Raw genomic sequence first — 19819 nt, forward strand, 5'->3', positions numbered from 1 at the left:
CATGTCCAAGACGATCCTCGTCACCGGTGCCGGTTCAGGCTTCGGCAAGGCCGCGGCCATCGGCATGGCGAAAAACGGTCACAACATCATCGCGACGGCCCACGTCTCGTCGCAGGTAACGCCGCTGCGCGAGGAAGCCGCAGCGCTCGGCTTGGAGAACCTGCGCGTCGAGCGCCTCGACCTCGACGATCCCTATGACATCAAACAGGCAATCGGCTGGGAGTATGATGTGCTCTGGAACAATGCCGGCATGGGCGAGGCTGGCCCGGTATGGGAGATCCCGATCGAGCTCGTCCGCCGCAACTTCGAGGTCAACGTCATCCTGCCGTTGCAACTGACGCAGGGCGTCGTACAGAAGTGGGTGAAGCAGGGCAAACGCGGCAAGGTGGTCTTCACCTCCTCGATGGGCGGCCTCTTCACGCCGGCCAACTGGGGCACCTACGTCTCCACCAAGCATGCGCTGGAATCGATTGCCGAGGCGCTGCAGCAGGAACTGAGCAGATACGGCATAAAGATCCAGACCATCAACCCCGGCGCCTACTACACCGGCTATAACGAGACGATGGCGGACAATCCGTTCCGCTGGCTCGACGACAGCAGGAACTTCACCAAGCGCGCCGAGCTCCGCAAGGGCTTCGACGACTTCTTCGCGACGCCGGAGGGAAAGATGGATCCGGGCGAGATGATCGAACGGATGATCGAAGTCGTCCCCGCCGACACCGGCAAGTTCCGCAACGTCGTGCCCAAAGTGATCGAAAACATGCTCAAGGAGCACCAGCTCAAGGCCTGGGAGAACCAGATCTGATGCTCATGCGGCGAAGCCACCTCGCCGCATGAGCCGCTGGCGCGAGCAACCCCACGGAGTGTGAAGATGCGCATTGCGATATCAACGGCGGCCGCGTTCGCGCTGGCACTGTCCTTCGGTGTGACGCTTGTAGGATTGGGTGACGTCATGGCAGCAGATGAAACCGCCAACAAGGCGACGGTACGAGAAGCCTTCGATGCCTGGGCCGCCGGGACCGGCAGCCCATACGACCTGCTGGCGGACGATGTCGAATGGACGATCACCGGCAACTCGGCGGCCGCTAGGACCTACCCCGACCGTGCGGCCTTCATCGGCGAGGTCATCAGGCCGTTCAACGCTCGCATGAGCGTCGGCCTCAAGCCGAAGATCCGCAGCATCCATGCCGAAGGCGACACCGTGATCGTCTTCTTCGATGCCGCCGGAACAGCAAGAGACGGCAAGCCCTACGAGAACACCTATGCCTGGTTCCTCGACCTTAAGGACGGCAGGATCGTCAAAGCCTCGGCATTCTTCGACAGCATCGCCTTCGATGAACTCTGGAAGATTCCGGTCGCCGCCGATTGAATGGCGGCGCCGACCACGACATTGACCGGCGTTACGACCGGCGACCGTCGGCGCTGAGCCGCGGGCGCGCGTCGAACGCGTCGGATGCAATCGGCTCCTCGCGGGTGCCGCCCTTGCCGTAGAGCTCGTTCATGATTTTCGCGACTTCAAGCGCGTGGCTCTCGACCAGTCCATAGAGGATCTGGCCGCCAAAGGATGCGGGTTCTTCGGCAACATTGTCCCATACCATCCACATATCCATGGGATCGCAGAGAACGTCGTAACGCTGGTTGGACTGATCCATGACAGCTGCCTTGATATAGATGCCCACGTGATCCCCGTCGATACCGCCCGCCGAGACCGCGAAGCCGGCCTCGATTTTACTCTAGTCAGGCGAGGCGACGGCGATCAATCCCGCATCCGCGGGGACGGTTACCAGACCGATAAGGCGAAGCCGGAATTTCGAACGAATCCCGCCCGCCATGCAACCGGGTTAGGCCATGGTCGCCGGAAGCGAAAGCACACCGTGACGACGACGTTAACACGTTACTAATATCACGAAATTCACGGGCGAACTGTACCGATGCGGTACGGATTTCGGCCCGTGTCAGAAAACGCATGGTCACTTCGTCCCCGGCACGCTGCCGGTGACGATACGATCGGTCTTCGTGGCGTCGATGGTCGGCCAGTTGGACGCCGCTTCGGTGGCCGGTTGGCTGCCGACGGCAAGGATGGTGATCAACCCGGCGACGACGCCGGCCAGAAGCAATCCGCTATAGGTCATGGTTCAGAGCCTCGATGCTGTGGTTTCCCAGCCACTGCGGCGCAAACTGATACGGGAGCCTGAACGAAACCCTAAGGAACGTGGTTAACTCACAGCATAATGACCTGATCCGATCCAATCGGCCGCTTGATCAGTCGTTATCCCCGGATGCTGCCTGCTTCTCGAAGTGCCGCTTGAGCGCGTCGATCCTGTCGGGCGCGATGTCAGGCGCCGTCACGGCGATCCAGGCGTCGATATAATGCTCAGGCGCATAGACATGCCCATGCCCCATCGGCGAGGTCGTCGCCGTCGCCATGTCGACCAGCAGCTGCAGCATCGTCAGCACGGGAAACCAGCGGAAACTCGGCGAAACATCGGGTCCCCGCGGCGCCTTCATCCAGTCGGGCTCGCGGTAGAAGGAATGCGGATCGAAGAAGGTCACCGCATCGCTGGCATATTGCAGATAGACCATTCGGATCGGTCCCCACACGGCCCCGGGCAGATCGAGCGCATTGGTCTGGTCGGTGAAGCGGATGATCGAGCCGTCACGGAAACGCGGCAGCCAGGCCGGCGAGCCGGGATCGCGCCCCGCCGTCACGTTGCGCCACATCTCGCTCTCGAAGGGCGGCCCGCTCCACAGCGCGCCCTGATAGGGATCGGCGACGATATCGAAGAGATCCGCCGAGAGCTGCGAGTTCAGCGATCCCAGGCTTAGACCATGCAGGTAGAGCTTCGGCCTCTTGTCGTGCGGCAGCTTGGTCCAGTAGCCATAGACTTCGCGAAACAGCGCCTTGGCCGAATCCGCGCCATATTCCGGCTCGACCAGCAGCGACAGCCAGCTTGTCAGGTAGGAGTATTGCAGCGCCACGCTCGCGACATCGCCATGCTGAAGATATTCGAGCGTGTCCATTGCCGCCGGGTCGACCCAGCCGGTTCCCGTCGGCGCGATGATCACGAGCAGCGACCGGTCGAAGGCGCCCTGCCGCTTCATCTCCTCCAGAGCCAGCTTCGCCCGCTCCTCGATCGTCGCGGCATTGTTGAGGCCGACATAGACGCGGATCGGTTCCTTCGCCTCCGCGTTCCAGAAGCCCTCGATATCGGCGGCACGTGGCCCCGAATCCACGAAATGCCGCCCCTGCCGACCAAGCCCGTTCCAGGCCACCAGCGAGGCCGGGCTTCCCGTCTTGCCTGATGCCGTCGGCTGCGGCACATCGGCCTCAATCAGTGCATCGACCTTCTGGAACGAACTGTCGGCCAGATGCAGCCCCGCGCGCAGCAGCACGCCCTCGACCACCGACCAGAACAAGGCGATCGCGATCACCCCGCCGATGACGTTCGACACCCGCTGCGGCACATAGCGTGCCAGTCGCCGGGAAAACCACCGCCAGGTGAACAGGAACAGCCGGCCGATCAGGACCCCGACCATGAAAACCAGGAAGGCGATGCCGGCAAGCTTGAAGGGATCGGCCGTTTCCACAGGTTCCATGTGCCAGAGGTCGCGGATGGAGTTCTGCCACCCAGCCGCCTGCCAGAGGAAGCCGATCGCGACAAGGATACCGACCACGAGCACAACGGCCCTGTAGACCGGTAGCCCTGCCCTCGGCCTCGGCAGTTCCATGTAGGTCCACAGCCAGACGAGCATGACGCCGACGAGATAGCCGACGGCCGCCGATATGCCCGAGAGAACGCCCTGCACCACGAAACTGCGGGGCATCAGGCTCGGTGTCAGCGAGGCCGCGAAGAAGGCGAAGCCGAGCGCAAGGCCGACCACCGAGAGCGACCGCAGCAGTGCGAAAATCAACCGCCTCATCGGCGTCCTCCGTTCATCTCACCTGTAGGAGACTTTAGTGCAGGCCGAGGAATATGAATGGCTTCGCGTCCTTGAACTGGTTGGTGGCGTCGCCGGAATAGGTGTGGTCCTGGCTCTCGCCGAGATCCAGCCGCTTCACCTTGCCGGTCTCTGCCGAAAAGTCGATCGTCTTCAGATCCACCCAGAAGGTATTCGGCGTTAGCGCCGACTCGAAGAAATAGAGTTTGCGCTTGTGATCGAACACCGTGCGCCAGCGGGTCGAGGAGATGTTCGGCTCGTCAGCCGTATTCAGCCCGTAGGGAACCGATGCGTTCCTGATGACGCTGAAGACGCTGGCGAGCGCCCGGTTCGGATCCTCGTCCTTGGGGATGGCGTTGACATAGAAGGACGCACGCGCGAAGCGGTCCGACGCCCGATTGGTGCCCGGCAGCATCACCGTGCCGCCGATCTGCTTCCAATAGGCGTTGAGCGCCAGCTGCTGGTCGAAGGTCGGCGAATTGGTCATCACCTGGTAGGCGCGGTCGTGATGGATCACCTGCTTGCCGCCGATATATTCGATGATCGCGCTATCGCCCGTGGCGTCCGATATCGACAGATGCACCGTCGTCAGGCGGTTTTCGCCCGGCACATTGTCGGTGACGATGGTGAAGGGTTCCGTCTCGAGCGCATCGACCGCCTCCTTCACCGTCGCGAAATTGTCGAGCACATACTGCGCCCAGGCGGCGATCGTCAGCCCCGGCTTGCTCCCCTTGCCGAAGGCCGGATATTCGGACTCCACCAGCCACAGCAGGTTGGCGTTCAGCCCCTTCTCGTTGACGCCGTCGGTGGTCGAGACGTCATAGCCGGTCGCGACAAGGCTGCCGTATTTCGACGTCCACTCGATCGAGTTCGGCTCCGCCTCGCCGCTGCGCTTCATGCCGCGTGGCAGCACGTAGAGATTGGTGGTGATGTCGCTCTTCCAGTCCATGGAGCGCGCCGTGATGATGTTTCCGTCAGGCCCGAGATAGACCAGCCGCGTGCAGGCGTCGGCCGCCACTTGGCCGATAAGCAGGAAGGAGCCCGCCAGAAGCGCGACGATAGAGCGGGCGGCGGATGTCCGGGCGAAAAACATGGCAACTCCCATCGTGAATTAGAACCGCATGGAAAAGCCGATGGCCGGTCCGTGCTGGCTGACATCCCAGCGAAACTTGTTCGCGCCGGTAAAATCGTCGTTCTCGTAATCCTGGTAGAGCAGCCGGTAGCCGGCCCTGAGGATGGTGGGATGGCCGAACATCGTCATGCGGTAGCCGAGATAGGCCTGTGCGTTGACGCTGATCTTCGACCCCAGACCGAAGCCGCCGACATCGGTCTCGGCAAACAGGTTCCAGCGATCCGTGAGATCGGCATTGACGCGCAGGCCGATGAAGGGATCGGTCCAGTCGGCGCTCTTCTTCGTTCTGAGCCCGAACGCGGCCACTTCCGCCTCGGCCTGCAGCTTCGTCCAGCGCACGCCAGCCGTCGGCTCGATCGAGACGGTCCTTGGGCGTCCGAACACTGTGTCGCCGCCGAGCGGGACCTCGTAGGCCTTGAAGAAGCCGCCCGCGGAAAGCGTCGTCGTCTTGATCCCGATCCCGATCTCCTGCGACAGCGCCCGCTCGTCTTGGCTGGTCTCCACATACTGCCCGTCGAAATAGACGCCCCATTTCCCGTTGGTGATCTCGACATTGCCCATGGCCACGAAATCGAGATGATCGAAGATGTCGGAGAACGGCACATCCACATCGGTGTCGAAGCCGGCAAGCGATGCGTTGCCCTTCAGCGATGCCGCCCAGGCGTAGGGGCTGACGATCACCGCCCATTCCCGCTCCGGCTCCATCCGCTGGCTGTCGAAATCGGCCGCGGCTGCGGCCGTCGTTATCGAAAGCGCCGCAAGGACGCTCGCCACAGCCAGACATGCACGATGCCGGCCGGATTTTCCCTCTCCCATTCAAAGCCCCCGTTTGAACAGCTGGCTGCCACTCTACTCCCGGAAGCCGACAATTCAAGCGTGACTTGTATTTCCACCGGCGGCGGTTGCAGACCTGCGGCAGTTGCCAAAGCGGAGGGAATGACGGACCATTCCGGCTCGGTCGCGGGGAGCGGAACATGACGGTGTCTGAAAATCACGGCAATGCCAGCATCTGCCTCGGCTGCTGGGACCAGATGCACGTGCCGATCCCGATCCGCGGGCCGCTTGCCCTGCCGTTCCGCGCCTTCGGCATTACCCGCAGCAAGATGAACCCCAACATCTGCACGATCTGCGAGCGCGCCTTTCGCTATGTGAAGCAGAAGAACCACGTCACGGCCAACGCCACCATTCTCTTCGCCGATATCAGGGGCTTCACCTTCCTGTCCGAACGTATGGATCCCGTCAGGCTCGGCCAGGTCGTCAGCACCTTCCACGACCGCTGCGCCGAGGCGATCTGGGCGCATGACGGCATCGTCAACAAGCAGATGGGCGACGGACTGATGGCGATCTTCAACTTCCCGATCAGGATCGACGCCCACGCAAGCGCGGCGATCATGGCGGCGCAGGATATCCAGCGGCAATGCAGCGCCGCGCTGCAAAACCTTCGCTCCGACCTCGGCGATCTTCCGGATCATGTTCTCGGCGTCGGTGTCGGCATCCACACCGGCGATGTCGAGATCGGCGAGTTCTCGAGTTTCCGCAGCGACTTCACCGCCATTGGCGGCGCCGTCAACCTCGCGGCGCGTCTGGAATCCCAGGCCGCGATCGGCGAGATCCTGATCTCCCCGGCAACTGCGGCCCGCGCGCCCGACCTGATGACCGACAGCGAAACGCGCAGCCTTCAACTGAAGGGCATCGAGCAGCCCGTCGACGCGGCCGTGCTCACAGATCGGTGACCCATGCGCTACAGGCAACAGACAATGCTGGGTTCACCAAGCCGATTTCGAATTGCGCTGCGATGAGCTACGCTCCTGCGGAATCGCAACGCTATCGCCCAAAACAGGATTTGCCATGACCGAAGACGCCAAACCCAGAGGCACGCTCACACTCCGCACCATGGCGATGCCCGCCGACGCCAATCCGGCCGGCGACATCTTCGGCGGCTGGGTCATGGCGCAGATGGACCTTGCCTCCGGCATCTCCGCCGCAGAACGCGCCAAGGGCCGCGTCGTCACCGCCGCCGTCAAGGAAATGGCCTTCGCTCTGCCGGTGAAGATCGGCGACACGCTGTCGATCTATACCGAGATCGAGCGCGTCGGCCGCACCTCGATCACCCTTCGTATCGAGGCCTGGGCCACCCGGGCCCGCTACAACAAGATGGAGAGAGTAACCGCCGGCACCTTCATCATGGTCGCCCTCGACGAGAACGGCCAGCCGAAACCGGTGCCGGCTGAATAGCCTGTCCTCGTAAACCGTCGCACTCCAAGGTTTCGTTCAGCCCTATGGGCTGCCACGCTCTCCCGAAGATGAGCGGTCCCGAAAGCAGGATCCGTCACTGCTGCTTGACGGGCCCCGGCTTGCCCGAAGCGTCGCCGCGCAGCCTGGCCAGCAGATTGCGCGACTTTCGGTAAAGGAACGGCGGCACGAAGTCGCGGACGACACGCATGGTCGCTTCATTGCTTCGCGCATCGTTGGAGCCGGGACGCCGCTTGAAGACGGTGGACTGCGACGTCCGCCCGTCTTCCCAGGTGGCGGTATAGTAATAGAGCGCGATCGACAGCCGCGGATCGCCTGCCGGATGGTTTACCGGTTCAGGATTGCCGTGCATGGTGTCGTCGCCGGTCGAAAACGCGCACATGCGGTTCATCACAGGCGCGAACGCCGCGACCTTCGCCGACATGTCGTTGGTCCAGACTTCGAAGGCGCCGCCATACTCGTCCTTCCAGTTGGGATTGAGGTAGATCAGCAGGTTCACCCGCCGCTCCAGGTTCATGATCGTGTGGTGGTTGAAGTCGGCGTGAATATCGAGGTATCCGGTCGTGTTCGTCCGGTGGATGCCGCCGCCCTGGTAGTAGGGGTCCGGGATCAGCCCCTTGATGCCGGACATGTTTTCCAGGAACTGGATGAACGGGCGCGAATTCAGCGCATGAAAGACAGCCTTGGAATAAGTCGGCAGTCGATCCGGATTGAAGGACGTCTTCAGCTTTTCGTTGGCGCTGGCGAACTCCGGTGCCGCCTCGCCCATGGAGAGCGCCTCTTCGCGGACGCGCTCCAGGATTTCCGGAGGCAGGAAGTCGTCGATGCAAATATAGTGATAGGGCGTCTTGGACTGGTAATCGGCCGCCACCGAGCTCCCGATCCGTTTCGCCTCCTGATGCGTGATTGCCAGCGTTTCCGGATCCATCGGAAAGAAAACAGACATGGTGCCCCCGGGGTGTTTATTTTCATATATATGAAAACACTACTTTGCGACAAAGTAAACAACAAAGGATAGACAGAAGAATTTGAACATAAAAACGCGCAAAATCAAAATGCGAAAGAATACATTGGAATATTTCTAGAGTTCGACGCAAAACGAAGGAGAAATATTCGAGAACGATCATAGGCATCTGCCGGGACCCGGCAGCAAAGCCGCTCAATGAGCCAGCCACGAACAGATCGCCGATTGCGGCGACACCGGCTCCTGCGCCCCTCGCCCTGACGTCTACTGTTTCAGTTTCAGCGCGCCTTCCAGCGCTTCCTGCCGCGCCCCGCCGATATAGGTCTCGTAGTCGGGGTGACGGAACAGGTGGGCGTAGTAGATCTGCCAGCGCCAGGAATATTCGGTATTCTTCAGAAGGTTCTGATTGCGATGGATCTTCACGTCGCCCTGAGCCGCATTATAGTCCTCGATCGCCTTCAGCTGTCCGTTGTGCGGCCCATACATCTCGATCTCCGACCCCATGATGTCGTCGAAATACATGAACTGGCGCGGAAGAAAATGCTCGGGACGCGTAGCCGCCTGGTCGAAGAGGCGAAAGCTCTCGCGCGTCGAGGACCAGTAATCCGTGTCGTTGAAGATCGCCCCGATCGGCGGCGGCGCATGCTCGTCCAGAAAATCGCCGATACGGTCGCGAATATTGCCGAGCACGAGATGTCCGTCGGGAATGCGTTTCCTGAGGTCCTCGACGTTCATCCGGTATTGCTGCGCGGCGAACCAGTATGGCAGGTCGACGATCCCCTCCGGTGCCGGCATGCCCTCGCCGGTGTCGAACCCGTAGCAGACGACCTCCACTCCGGTCATCCGCTTCACTTCCTTGGCATAGTCGCACATGAAGGCGAGCCCGTTGCCGCCCGCCACGCCGAATTCGATCGCCGATATCCGCTTGTGGCCGAGCGCCCGGCCGAGTTCGGCGGCACGCGTCATGCACCAGGCATAATGCGGCCGCTCGATCACCTGCATCGCCAGCTTGAACTGGGGCGAATACGAATACAGTCCGTCCGTCGCGCGAACGGCAGCGCGGGAGAGGGAGCCAAGCCAGGAGGATTGAAACTCCGTGGACAACAATACACTCGATATACTGCTCTTCACGGGCATATTTCTGGCAACCCCCGTTTGACCTTGCCAGACTATCGCCGGTTTTTCCGCCGGAAGAAAGAAGGTCGGCCTCCTCCATAAGGGGGAGCATGCGAGGGATCGCCGCAAGACTTTGGGCTGAGGATACGCCCTGTCAGCTGAGCCGGCCGCGTCAATACGCAACCTTTCAGTTGCCAATCATGCCCCTTTATGCGATAGATTGCGCAACCAGGAGGTTGCCGATATGTCGGACCGCATCGAGAAGATCGTCGAACTGAATGCACCCGTCGCCCGCGTCTGGAGGGCCATTACCGATTACCGCGAATTCGGCGAATGGTTCCGCGTCAAGCTGGATGCGCCCTTCGTCGCCGGAGAAGTCGCATCCGGGCAGATCACCTATCCCGGCTACGAACACGTCCGCTGGACGGCCACCATCAAGCGCATCGAGGAACCAACGCTGTTTTCCTTCACCTGGAAACCCTATGCGGTCGATCCCGACACCGACTATTCCGAGGAAATTCCGACGCTGGTCGAATTCCGTCTCGAGCCGACGCCATCGGGCACGAGGCTGACGATCACCGAATCCGGCTTCGACAACGTCCCCGCATATCGCCGCGCCGAGGCCTTGCGCATGAACGATGGCGGCTGGGCCGAGCAGGTCAGGAACATCAAGGCCCATGTCGAGGCCGATGCCGAGACCGATGTCGAGACCGATGCCAAACATTGATCCCGGCCTGCTCTCACCTCAACACGCCGCCATCCTCTTCGCGGCACTCGGCGATCCCACCCGCCTCTCGCTGCTGACGACGCTGAGCGACGGCCGCAGGCGCTCCATCGCCAGCCTCTGCGGCGGCTCGGACCTCACGCGTCAGGCGATCACCAAGCATCTCGGCGTATTGCAGCAGGCCGGTCTGGTCGAAAGCATCCGCGTCGGCCGCGAGAGCCATTACGGCTTCCGCCCCGACCGGGTCGAGGCCATGCGCGCCTATCTCGACAACGTCTCCCGCCAATGGGACGACGCGCTCGGCCGCCTGCGCGCGCTCGTCGAGGGCTGAACCCCAAGCGTCAGGCCCGCAGGAACTGCGAGCCCTTGTCGAAGCTCACGCCGGGAAATATCTTCGCCGTCAGGTCATCGGCGCTCACGTCGAACTGGCGATAGAGCATCGCCGCCGCCAGTTCGCGCACATCGGCCGTTGGCGAAAGATCGCGCTCGTCGAGCAACTCGGCGAGGCCCGGCCATCTGCCGAGCATCCGCCCGCCATTGATGTCGCCGCCCGCCAGCAGCGCGCAGCCGCCGGTACCGTGGTCCGTGCCGCCCGAGCCGTTTTCGCGCACCGTGCGGCCGAATTCGGTCATGGCGAGCACCACCGTCTTCGACCAGATCTCCGGCCCGAGCGTATTCTTCAGCGTCGTGATCGCCTGCGCCAGATCCTGCACCGGTCGCTTGAACTGGTTCACCTGGCCTACATGCGTGTCCCAGCCGGTGATCGAGAAGCTGGCGATCCGGTAGTCGCCCTTCAGCATGTTGCCGGCGAGTGCCGCGACATCCGCCACCTTCTGCCCACGCGGCCCGCCGGGTTCTGTCACCATCGAGGCGCTGTTTGCCCGCGTCGCTTCCTCCATAGCCTTGGCGAAGGCCGGGTCGTCGGCGTAGAGCCGCGTCAGGAACTGCGTCTCGTCGCGCGCCGGCCCCAGATTGGAATCGGACGCCCAGACGTCGACATTGTTGGGCCCGGTCAGGATCAGCTCCGTCGATGTATTGACGTCGATCGCCTTGCGCGCGTCCGAGCGCGGAATGACGGCAAGCGCCCGGTTGAGCCAGCCGGTCTTTTCGTCGGCCACATGTCCACCGCCCGATTCCAGCATGTCCTGCCCGTCGAAATGGCTGCGCTGGTCGCGGTAGGGCGTCGAGACAGCCTGCACGAAGGCGAGTTCGCGGTTCTTCCACAGCGGCATCAGCTCGGCCGCATCGGGATGCAGCCCGAAATGCCCGTCGAGATCGAGCAACCCCGTCTCCGGCGTCAGCGCCAGCGTCGGCCGGAACGCCGCAAAACCGGCATCGCCATAAGGCTGGACCAGCGCCAGCCCGTCCATCGCCCCGCGCAGCACGATGGTGACGAACCTCTTGTCGCCGGGCATCGCCGCGAAGGTGACGGGCGTGAAGATCGGCGCGGCGGCCAGGCAGCAGGCGGAAGCGAGAAAGCCGCGGCGCGACAGCGTGAAATCGGTCATGTCGGTCTCCTATCGGCGGTTGAACTCGGGCGATGCGAGCGCCAGCATCAGGCCGGTTGTCTTGTTGGGTGCCTGACTGACGACGCGGATCGTGTCGTCACGCGCGGCATCGCCGAGCGTCGCCTTCAGGAATTCGCGCGGATCGAGCCCCTGCCCGAACTGCGCGGTGGCGCGCCGCGCCCAGCCCAGTCGCTCGGCCAGCTGGCTGGCGGTGATCCAGGCCGAAAAACTCTCCTCGAATCCCGCAGGGCTCGGCGGCAGCCAGATCGGCTGGCCCATGCGCCGCAGCGCGCCCTGCCCGAGCGCGCGGACAGTCTGCATCGCCTTGCGCTTCTTCAGCCGCGCCTCCTTGTCGGATGACATGTCGGCCATTGCCGCGCCCTCGCCATCCATGCCGCCAGCCATTGCATCGCCGCCACCGGCAGTTGCCCCATTGGCGTCGGCGGCATCGTCCTCCCGGTTGGCGTCGAAAAAGCCCGCGACGTCGCCACTGCCGGCGCCGGCATTGAGCGCCCGCAGCCCGGCCGCGACGAAATCGAACGGCTGGCGCGCCTTTGCGCCGGCATTCTCCCAGGCCGCCGGATGATCGAGCATGGCGCCGTAGACGGCCGCAAGATCGCCATCCGTCTTCTTCCATGCCGCTGCCATCACCGCGACAAGCTCTTGCGGCGGCTGGTCGGAAATGAAATGCACCGCCAGCTTGCGACAGATATGCTGCGCCGTCTTCGGATTGGCGGCCAGATCGTCGAGCATCGCCAGATAGTCGCCCGGCCGCCGCTTGTTGCCGCCGTAGCCGATGCCCAGAACCTCGTGGCGGCCCGGCTCGGCGATGCCGGGGCGGAACGCCATGTCCATCTCCTGCCGGTCGATCGTCAGCCCGGTCAGCACCATCGCCGCCGCCCGCACGTCGGCCTGCGTGTAGCCGCTGCCGGCGCCCAGCGTATGCAGTTCCAGGAGCTCTCGCCCGAGGTTTTCGTTGAGCCCCTTCTTCCGCCGCATGCCGCCCTTGGAGTCCGGCCCGAGCGATTCCGCCTGATCGAGATAGATCAGCATCGCCGGGTGCTCCGTGGCGCTGCGCAGCAGGTCGGCAAAACGCCCGCCGATACGCGGCCGGATCGCCTCCGCCTCATAGAGCGGCACGAGCATCCGCATGACAAGGCTCTTGTTGGCGCTGGTGGAGAAGTGGTTGGTCCAGAAGGTCGAGAGCCGCTCGTGGAAGCCGTAGGGCGACGTCACCGCCTGCATCAACCGCGCGTTCGCATCCATCTGGAAGGCGCGTTGGGCCTGCTTCTGCAAAACCTTGCGGCGTTCGCGCCGCGAGGCGTCGTCGCCGCCGCTCTGTCTGATATCCCGCAGATCGGCCTGCAGCGCCGCGATCTGTCGATGCCGCGCATCGATCCCGCCGGCAGGAAACGCGGCCGGCGCCTTCGCGCCCGCGTCAAGCTGTGCCAGCAGATCGCCCTTGTTCCTCGCCGGATTTTCGCCGGGCCGAAACCCGTAACCGAAGCGAATGGCCGCCATCGTCGGAAAGGAAAGACTCATCGGTCGCCACCTCCATATCCCTTGGTGGTGACAATTTGTGCCCGCAATGGTGGCAAATTGCGGCAATACCGGCACATGGACGATTTGTAATTCAAGCGCTTGCCGCGGCAAGCGCCTTGAACGGCAATCTTGGAACCTCAGCCCCGGAAGATGAATGACGCGCCGACGGCGATCAGCGCGAAGCCGATCGCATGGTTCCAGGTCAGGCTCTCACCCAGCCAGAACACCGAGAATCCGGAGAACACCAGCAGCGTGATGACCTCCTGCATCGTCTTCAGCTGCGCCGTCGTATAGACCTCCGAGCCGATGCGGTTGGCTGGCACGGCCAGGCAATATTCGAAGAAGGCGATCGCCCAGCTGACGACGATGGCGATGAAGATCGCCGTGCTCTTGTGCTTCAGATGCCCGTACCAGGCGAAGGTCATGAAGACATTGGAGGCAAGCAGCATGACGATGGGCCAGACGGCCGCGGGACTGATGGCGAAAGGCATGGGCGATTCCCGAGAGTTGAAACTGGCGCCAGCATGTACCGCCAAATTCAATGGCTTCAAGTGGTCTGAGGGTCGCCGCGAAATTTATCCCCTTCGACAGGAAACACAGGCTGTTTCGGCCGGAACCTTTATCGAAGCCGGCCGTTTCAGGCTGCACCGAAAGCCAGGGAAATGTCCCGCGTCGAGCTGGCGGTCGCGGTCACCAGAGCGACGTGGGTCCGTTAGGACGCAAGACGGACGCTCTATCTTTTTGAATCCAGGCATCGGGCTTGCCGAAAATCGATCCCGGTTTTCGACAAGCCCGATGCGCAGGGCCGCTAGCGAGGAAATCAGGTGCATTCCGTTTCGAAATCCGCCCCGGCTGGCCGCTCCCTGGTGGCACTCGCCACGCTCAACTTCTTTCTCGCCGATGCCCGCGACGGGCTCGGCCCCTTCCTCGACGGCTTTCTCGCCACCCTCGCCGCCGAAGCGCGCCGCGAAAGCGCGATCCGGCAGCCGCGCCCGCAGGAGCTGCGCCAGCCCGGCGATCACAGTGTCACCCGCCGCATGGCCCAGCGTATCGTTGATGCGCTTGAAATTGTCGATGTCGCAGACGAGCACGGCGCCGTGCAGCGCCCCCCGCGCCCGCAGCCGTCTGGCCGCATCCTCGAAGCCGCGCCGGTTGAGCAGCCCCGTCAGCGAATCCGTTTCGGCGGCGTCGCGATATTGCGCCACCGTATCCAGCGTCGTCGCGCCCAGCGCCGAGAGCGCGAAGAGCAGCGCGATCACCGAGGCGCCGGCCTGCATGACGAAGGCGTAGGGCGAGCCGGCGAAGCTGTCGATGCCGCCCTGCGGCGTGAAGATCGCCAGCATCACCACATTGCGCACGATCGTCTCCACGACGATCAGCGAGGCGACGCCGAGCAGGATGCGGTCGATGAGCTGAGTGGCACTGTGCAGGCAGGCGCCGATGGCGAAGATCAGCAGCGCCGAACAGGCGAGGTCGCTGATCATCAGCTCGGCCGGCAGGCTCTGCAACACGATGACGGCATAGGCGAGCCCGGCATAGGCGATGGCGCAGAACAGTGTGCGCAGCCGGAAGCTCGGCGGCCGCCCGAAGCGCACCAGGAGCGCGCTGCTGTAGCCATGGAAAGCCGCGAGGAAGAGAAGATCGGCCGTCAGCGCCTGGATGACGACAGGCAGCGGAAACAGCACCATCGGCACGGCGAAACCGGCGGCGGCGCAGAGAAAGCCCATGCTCCAGAAGATCGCCTCGCGCGAGCCGAACCGGGCGACGACGAGGAAGGTGCAGCCGAAGGTCATCATCATGACCGGCAGCATGAAGGCGAAACGATCGGTGGAATCCATCAGGCTCTCGCGGAGATACGCAATACTTTATCTCCCGCGAAAAAGGCTAATCAAAGATCGTTAAGAAAAGCCTACCGCAGGTAGCGGCCGGTCACTTACAGGAGGTTTCCGGAGGGGGCAAGAGGAAGGGTACAAGAGCAGCGTACAAGGGGCGGCCGCGAAAGCCGCCCCCGCGCTCACGCGCGCAGGGCGCGGTGCGGCGCTTCGGCATCCTCCGAGCCGAAGCGTACATCCTTTTTCTCGAAGCCGAAGCCGGCGAGAATGGCGACCACGATCGCCACGATGGCGGCGACGATGAGGAGCGCATAGGCGTAGTCGCCGTTCCAGTGCGCGGCGAGCGCCGACTGGATGGTGGCGTTGCCCGATGCCAGGAGGTTGCCGAGCTGGTAGGCGAAGCCCGGGAAGGTGCCGCGCACCTCGTCCGGCGACAGCTCGTTCAGATGCACGGGCACGATGCCCCAGGCGCCCTGCACGAAGAACTGCATCAGGAAGGCGCCGATGGCGAGCAGCACCGGCCCCGGCGCGTAGACCCAGAGCGGCGCGACGGGCACCGCGATCAGCGCGGCGATCACCATCGCCTTCTTGCGCCCGATCCGCTGCGACAGCGCCCCGAAGAACAGCCCGCCGCAGATCGCCCCGATATTGTAGACGATGGCGATGGCGCCGGTGGTGTAGCTGTCGTAGTTGCGCTGCGTTTCCAGGAAGGTCGGATAGAGATCCTGGGTGCCGTGGCTGAAGAAGTTGAACGCCGTCATCAACAGCACCGCCCAGAGAAACAGCGGAATATTCTCGCGCAGCACGGTGAGGAACGGTCGCCGCCCCTGGCTCTGGCGCTTCAGGAAGGCCGGGCTCTCCTCGACGCTGCGGCGGATATAGAGCACCAGCAGCGCCGGCGCAGCGCCGACGAAGAACATGCCGCGCCAGCCGATGACGGGAAACAGCAGGAAGAACACGATCGAGGCCAGCAGGTAGCCCGAGGGATAGCCCGCCTGCAGGATGCCGGAGACGATGCCCCTGCTCTCCTCCGGTACCGTCTCCATGACCAGCGACGCCCCGACGCCCCACTCGCCGCCCATGGCGATGCCGTAGAGCGCCCGGAGCACGACGAACATGGTGAGCCCGGTGGAGAAACCGGTCAGGAACTCGAAGATCGAATAGAGCAGCACGTTGACCATCAGCGTGATCCGCCGCCCGTATTTGTCCGACGCCAGCCCGAACAGCAGCGCCCCCACCGGCCGCATCGCCAGCGTCAGCAGGATCGCCACCGAGACGGCGGGAACGTCGGTATGGAATTCCTCGGCGATATATTTGAGAACGAAGACCAGTATGAAGAAATCGAAGGCGTCGAGCGTCCAGCCGAGATAGCTGGCGATGACGGTGTTGCGCTGCTGCGGCGTCAGCCGGCGCAGGCTTTCCAGTGCGGACATAACGGATCCTCCGTCCGAAAGCGGCGGCGAAGCGGGCAAAGTCCGGATGCCGTCGAAGAGAGGGATCGCCCAGGCTTGGGCGCGGGTGGGTGCTGTGACAGGCAGCATTCGGGAACGTCAGCATGACTGCCCTTGTTCCATCACGTTTCGCGTGATCGACGACGCCGCGCACGTCATGGGCGCAAAAATCCGTTTCCCTTTTGTACTCTTTGCCTCTTCCATTTCGCCCTGACTCTCTCCATATTCCGGCCATGGCCAGATCTCCGAAAAAGTCCCCCGCCCCCGATGGTTTCGAGGAAGCTCCCCAATCCGCGTTCGAAGGCGCCCCGCTCGAGGGGTCCGTCGCCGATTGGGTGAAGCAGCTGGAGGCCAATGCGGAAGCATCCGGCGTCGAGACGCAGCGCCAGATCGCCTCCAAGGCCGGCAAGCACCGCAAGAAGGTGGAGATCGCCGCCAGATCGGCCGAAGGCCGCAAGCCCGAACGGGCGTCCGAGCCCGTGCGAGGCCCCCGCGGAGCGAAGGCGCAAAGCGCCGACAGCGTGAGCGCTTCAAAAAGTGCGCGTGGTACATCGATGGGCGGCTCGACCGACCCGAAGACGCGCGCCGCCGCCGGCCTAAATCCGGTCTCCGGCCTCGACGTCTCCCTTGAGGACGCCGCGACCCTGAAGGCCGGCACCGCTGTTACCGCGACGGTCGAAGCCCTCTCGGCGCTGATTGAATCAGGCAACCCGCTGTTCAAGGACGGCAAGATGTGGACGCCGCATCGCCCGGCGCGGCCGCCGAAATCGGAAGGCGGCATCGAGATCCGCATGAACTCCGAATATTCCCCGGCCGGCGACCAGCCGACGGCGATCAAGGATCTCGTCGAGGGCCTGGAGAACGGCGATCGCAGCCAGGTGCTGCTCGGCGTCACCGGCTCCGGCAAGACCTTCACCATGGCCAAGGTGATCGAAGCCACCCAGCGCCCCGCCGTCATCCTCGCGCCGAACAAGACGCTGGCCGCCCAGCTCTACAGCGAATTCAAGAACTTCTTCCCCGACAACGCGGTGGAATATTTCGTCTCCTATTACGACTATTACCAGCCGGAAGCCTATGTGCCGCGCTCCGACACCTTCATCGAGAAGGAAAGTTCGATCAACGAGCAGATCGACCGCATGCGCCACTCCGCCACCCGCTCGCTGCTCGAGCGCGACGATTGCATCATCGTCGCCTCGGTCTCCTGCATCTACGGTATCGGCTCGGTCGAGACCTACACCGCCATGACCTTCCAGATGGAGGTCGGCGACCGCCTGGATCAACGTCAATTATTGGCCGACCTCGTGGCGCAGCAATACAAGCGCCAGGATATCAACTTCGTCCGCGGCTCTTTTCGCGTCCGCGGTGATACCATCGAACTGTTCCCGGCCCACTTGGAGGATGCCGCCTGGCGCATCTCGATGTTCGGCGACGAGATCGACAGCATCACCGAGTTCGACCCGCTCACCGGCCAGAAGACCGGCGACCTGAAGAGCGTCAAGATCTACGCCAACAGCCACTATGTCACCCCGCGCCCGACGCTGAACGGCGCCATCAAGGCGATCAAGGAAGAGCTGCGCCTGCGCCTCGCCGAGCTGGAAAAGGCCGGCCGCCTGCTGGAAGCGCAGCGCCTGGAACAGCGCACACGCTACGATGTCGAGATGCTGGAGGCCACCGGCTCCTGCGCCGGCATCGAGAACTATTCGCGCTATCTCACCGGCCGCAGCCCCGGCGAGCCGCCGCCGACGCTGTTCGAATACATCCCCGACAACGCGCTGCTGTTCATCGACGAAAGCCACGTCACCATTCCGCAGATCGGCGGCATGTACCGCGGCGACTTCCGCCGCAAGGCGACGCTGGCCGAATACGGCTTCCGCCTGCCGTCGTGCATGGACAACCGGCCGCTGCGCTTCGAGGAATGGGATGCGATGCGCCCCGACACCGTCGCCGTCTCCGCCACCCCCGGCGGCTGGGAGCTCGACCAGTCGGGCGGCGTCTTCGCCGAACAGGTGATCCGTCCGACCGGCCTGATCGACCCGCCGGTCGAGGTCCGCTCGGCCCGCAGCCAGGTCGACGACGTGCTCGGCGAGATCCGCGAGACCGCCGCCAAGGGATACCGCACGCTCTGCACCGTGCTCACCAAGCGCATGGCCGAGGACCTCACCGAATATCTGCACGAGCAGGGCGTGCGCGTCCGCTACATGCACTCCGACATCGACACGCTGGAGCGGATCGAGATCATCCGCGATCTCCGCCTCGGCGCCTTCGACGTCCTCGTCGGCATCAACCTCCTGCGCGAGGGCCTCGACATCCCCGAATGCGGCTTCGTCGCCATCCTCGACGCCGACAAGGAGGGCTTCCTGCGCTCCGAGACCTCGCTGGTGCAGACCATCGGCCGCGCCGCCCGAAACGTCGACGGCAAGGTTATCCTCTATGCCGACAACATCACCGGCTCGATGCAGCGCGCCATGGACGAAACCGCCCGCCGCCGCGAAAAGCAGGTGGCGTACAACACCGAACACGGCATCACCCCGGAATCGGTGAAGGCGAAGATCTCCGACATTCTCGACAGTGTCTACGAACGCGACCACGTCCGCGCCGACATATCAGGCGCCTCGGGCAAGGGCTTTGCCGACGGCGGCAACCTCGTGGGCGGCAACCTGCAGACCCATCTCAACGCGCTGGAAAAACAGATGCGCGACGCCGCCGCCGACCTCGACTTCGAAAAGGCCGCCCGCCTCCGCGACGAAATCAAACGCCTCAAGGCCGCCGAACTGGCGGTCATGGACGACCCGATGGCGCGCGAGGAGTCCAAGGCCATGGAAGGCATCAAGCGCAACGCCAAGGCGACCAAAGAGTCCCTCAATCCCTCGGCAACCTCAACGAACTCCCTCCCCCTTGTGGGGAGGGTTGGGGAGGGGAAAGCCGCGAGCGCCGAGTCCACCTCCCTCTTCCAGAAACCCACCCTCGACAACATGGGCCCAGGCACCGACACCGCCATCCCCGCACGCACCTTCCGCCGCAACGACCTCGACGAAATGACCGTCGGCCGCACCGAAAAGCCCGTGTCAGGCAAGCTCCCGGAAAAGCCCGACTCCGCCAAGAGCACCAAGCGCTTCTCCCCCCTGCTCGAAGGCCAGCCGGACCGCGACGACCCGCGCCCGCTGGTGCGCGGCAAGGCGGGCGTCGGCAGCTATGAGGATGCGGGCGATGTGAAACGGCAGAAGCGGACGAAGGGCAAGACGGGGCGGCCGGGGCGGTAGGTGGGTTAAGGAAAATAATGTGATGAAACGTCGGCACCATCAATATCTGAAGATAGATTTAAGGTGCTATTTATAGTTGTTGACGACGAGTGTTCTTC

General features: G+C 63.5%; 19 protein-coding genes. 7 read left to right on the forward strand and 12 right to left on the reverse strand.

Annotated features, from left to right (window positions below; translation table 11 throughout):
* Window position 1 precedes the first annotated feature (1 nt).
* Together QTL95_RS20815 and QTL95_RS20820 are read left to right on the forward strand one after the other, a co-directional pair.
* On the forward strand, window positions 2–805 hold the full coding sequence (locus QTL95_RS20815; protein WP_289721814.1) for an SDR family oxidoreductase: 804 nt from the start codon (window positions 2–4) through the stop codon (window positions 803–805).
* 66 nt (window positions 806–871) lie between these two features.
* Window positions 872–1369, forward strand: coding sequence for a nuclear transport factor 2 family protein (locus QTL95_RS20820; RefSeq protein WP_289721815.1), 498 nt, complete (start codon window positions 872–874; stop codon window positions 1367–1369).
* 31 nt (window positions 1370–1400) lie between these two features.
* On the opposite strand, the gene QTL95_RS20825 is transcribed toward QTL95_RS20820, so the two are convergent.
* The 5 genes from QTL95_RS20825 to QTL95_RS20845 form a co-directional block, all read right to left on the reverse strand.
* Window positions 1401–1679, reverse strand: coding sequence for a hypothetical protein (locus QTL95_RS20825; RefSeq protein WP_289721816.1), 279 nt, complete (start codon window positions 1677–1679; stop codon window positions 1401–1403).
* A 291-nt stretch (window positions 1680–1970) separates the two neighbouring features.
* A complete protein-coding gene (locus QTL95_RS20830) occupies window positions 1971–2132 on the reverse strand; it encodes a hypothetical protein (protein WP_289721817.1) in 162 nt (53 codons plus the stop codon).
* A gap of 130 nt (window positions 2133–2262) precedes the next feature.
* Window positions 2263–3921: an alpha/beta hydrolase gene (locus QTL95_RS20835; RefSeq protein ID WP_289721818.1), complete on the reverse strand. Its 1659-nt coding sequence runs from the start codon at window positions 3919–3921 to the stop codon at window positions 2263–2265.
* A 34-nt stretch (window positions 3922–3955) separates the two neighbouring features.
* Window positions 3956–5032 (reverse strand): linear amide C-N hydrolase, encoded by a 1077-nt coding sequence (locus QTL95_RS20840; protein ID WP_289721819.1) that lies wholly within the window; start codon window positions 5030–5032, stop codon window positions 3956–3958.
* An 18-nt stretch (window positions 5033–5050) separates the two neighbouring features.
* Complete coding sequence (locus QTL95_RS20845; RefSeq protein ID WP_289721820.1) at window positions 5051–5887, reverse strand: hypothetical protein; 837 nt, start codon at window positions 5885–5887, stop codon at window positions 5051–5053.
* 158 nt (window positions 5888–6045) lie between these two features.
* Between QTL95_RS20845 and QTL95_RS20850 the strand changes: the two genes are divergently transcribed.
* Together QTL95_RS20850 and QTL95_RS20855 are read left to right on the forward strand one after the other, a co-directional pair.
* Window positions 6046–6804 (forward strand): adenylate/guanylate cyclase domain-containing protein, encoded by a 759-nt coding sequence (locus QTL95_RS20850; RefSeq protein WP_289721821.1) that lies wholly within the window; start codon window positions 6046–6048, stop codon window positions 6802–6804.
* A 115-nt stretch (window positions 6805–6919) separates the two neighbouring features.
* A complete protein-coding gene (locus tag QTL95_RS20855; RefSeq protein ID WP_289721822.1) occupies window positions 6920–7306 on the forward strand; it encodes an acyl-CoA thioesterase in 387 nt (128 codons plus the stop codon).
* A 94-nt stretch (window positions 7307–7400) separates the two neighbouring features.
* Here QTL95_RS20855 and QTL95_RS20860 read toward each other — a convergent pair whose 3' ends face one another.
* Together QTL95_RS20860 and QTL95_RS20865 are read right to left on the reverse strand one after the other, a co-directional pair.
* Window positions 7401–8270, reverse strand: coding sequence for a 2OG-Fe(II) oxygenase (locus tag QTL95_RS20860; RefSeq protein WP_289721823.1), 870 nt, complete (start codon window positions 8268–8270; stop codon window positions 7401–7403).
* A gap of 282 nt (window positions 8271–8552) precedes the next feature.
* Window positions 8553–9392 carry a hypothetical protein gene (locus tag QTL95_RS20865; protein WP_289721824.1) on the reverse strand — a complete coding sequence of 280 codons (840 nt, stop codon included), beginning with the start codon at window positions 9390–9392 and terminating at the stop codon, window positions 8553–8555.
* A gap of 256 nt (window positions 9393–9648) precedes the next feature.
* Here QTL95_RS20865 and QTL95_RS20870 point away from each other — a divergent pair, with 256 nt between their 5' ends.
* Both QTL95_RS20870 and QTL95_RS20875 read left to right on the forward strand, forming a co-directional pair.
* The gene (locus QTL95_RS20870) at window positions 9649–10131 is read left to right on the forward strand and encodes an SRPBCC family protein (protein WP_289721825.1); all 483 of its coding nucleotides are present in this window, start codon (window positions 9649–9651) and stop codon (window positions 10129–10131) included.
* Window positions 10118–10459: an ArsR/SmtB family transcription factor gene (locus QTL95_RS20875; protein WP_289721826.1), complete on the forward strand. Its 342-nt coding sequence runs from the start codon at window positions 10118–10120 to the stop codon at window positions 10457–10459. Before QTL95_RS20870 ends, QTL95_RS20875 begins: the two co-directional genes overlap by 14 nt.
* Window positions 10460–10469: 10 nt before the next feature.
* On the opposite strand, the gene QTL95_RS20880 is transcribed toward QTL95_RS20875, so the two are convergent.
* The 5 genes from QTL95_RS20880 to QTL95_RS20900 form a co-directional block, all read right to left on the reverse strand.
* Complete coding sequence (locus tag QTL95_RS20880; RefSeq protein ID WP_289721827.1) at window positions 10470–11636, reverse strand: DUF1501 domain-containing protein; 1167 nt, start codon at window positions 11634–11636, stop codon at window positions 10470–10472.
* A gap of 9 nt (window positions 11637–11645) precedes the next feature.
* The gene (locus tag QTL95_RS20885) at window positions 11646–13178 is read right to left on the reverse strand and encodes a DUF1800 domain-containing protein (RefSeq protein WP_289721828.1); all 1533 of its coding nucleotides are present in this window, start codon (window positions 13176–13178) and stop codon (window positions 11646–11648) included.
* Window positions 13179–13315: 137 nt separating this feature from the next.
* A complete protein-coding gene (locus tag QTL95_RS20890; RefSeq protein WP_289721829.1) occupies window positions 13316–13669 on the reverse strand; it encodes a DMT family protein in 354 nt (117 codons plus the stop codon).
* 84 nt (window positions 13670–13753) lie between these two features.
* Window positions 13754–15016, reverse strand: a complete 1263-nt coding sequence (locus QTL95_RS20895; RefSeq protein WP_289721830.1) for a GGDEF domain-containing protein — start codon at window positions 15014–15016, stop codon at window positions 13754–13756.
* A 176-nt stretch (window positions 15017–15192) separates the two neighbouring features.
* A complete protein-coding gene (locus QTL95_RS20900) occupies window positions 15193–16443 on the reverse strand; it encodes an MFS transporter (RefSeq protein WP_289721831.1) in 1251 nt (416 codons plus the stop codon).
* 251 nt (window positions 16444–16694) lie between these two features.
* Here QTL95_RS20900 and uvrB point away from each other — a divergent pair, with 251 nt between their 5' ends.
* Window positions 16695–19721: an excinuclease ABC subunit UvrB gene (gene uvrB, locus QTL95_RS20905; protein ID WP_289721832.1), complete on the forward strand. Its 3027-nt coding sequence runs from the start codon at window positions 16695–16697 to the stop codon at window positions 19719–19721.
* The last annotated feature ends 98 nt before the right edge of the window (window positions 19722–19819 follow it).

It is taken from the genome of Rhizobium sp. S152 (genome assembly GCF_030380735.1).
Lineage (GTDB): Bacteria > Pseudomonadota > Alphaproteobacteria > Rhizobiales > Rhizobiaceae > Rhizobium.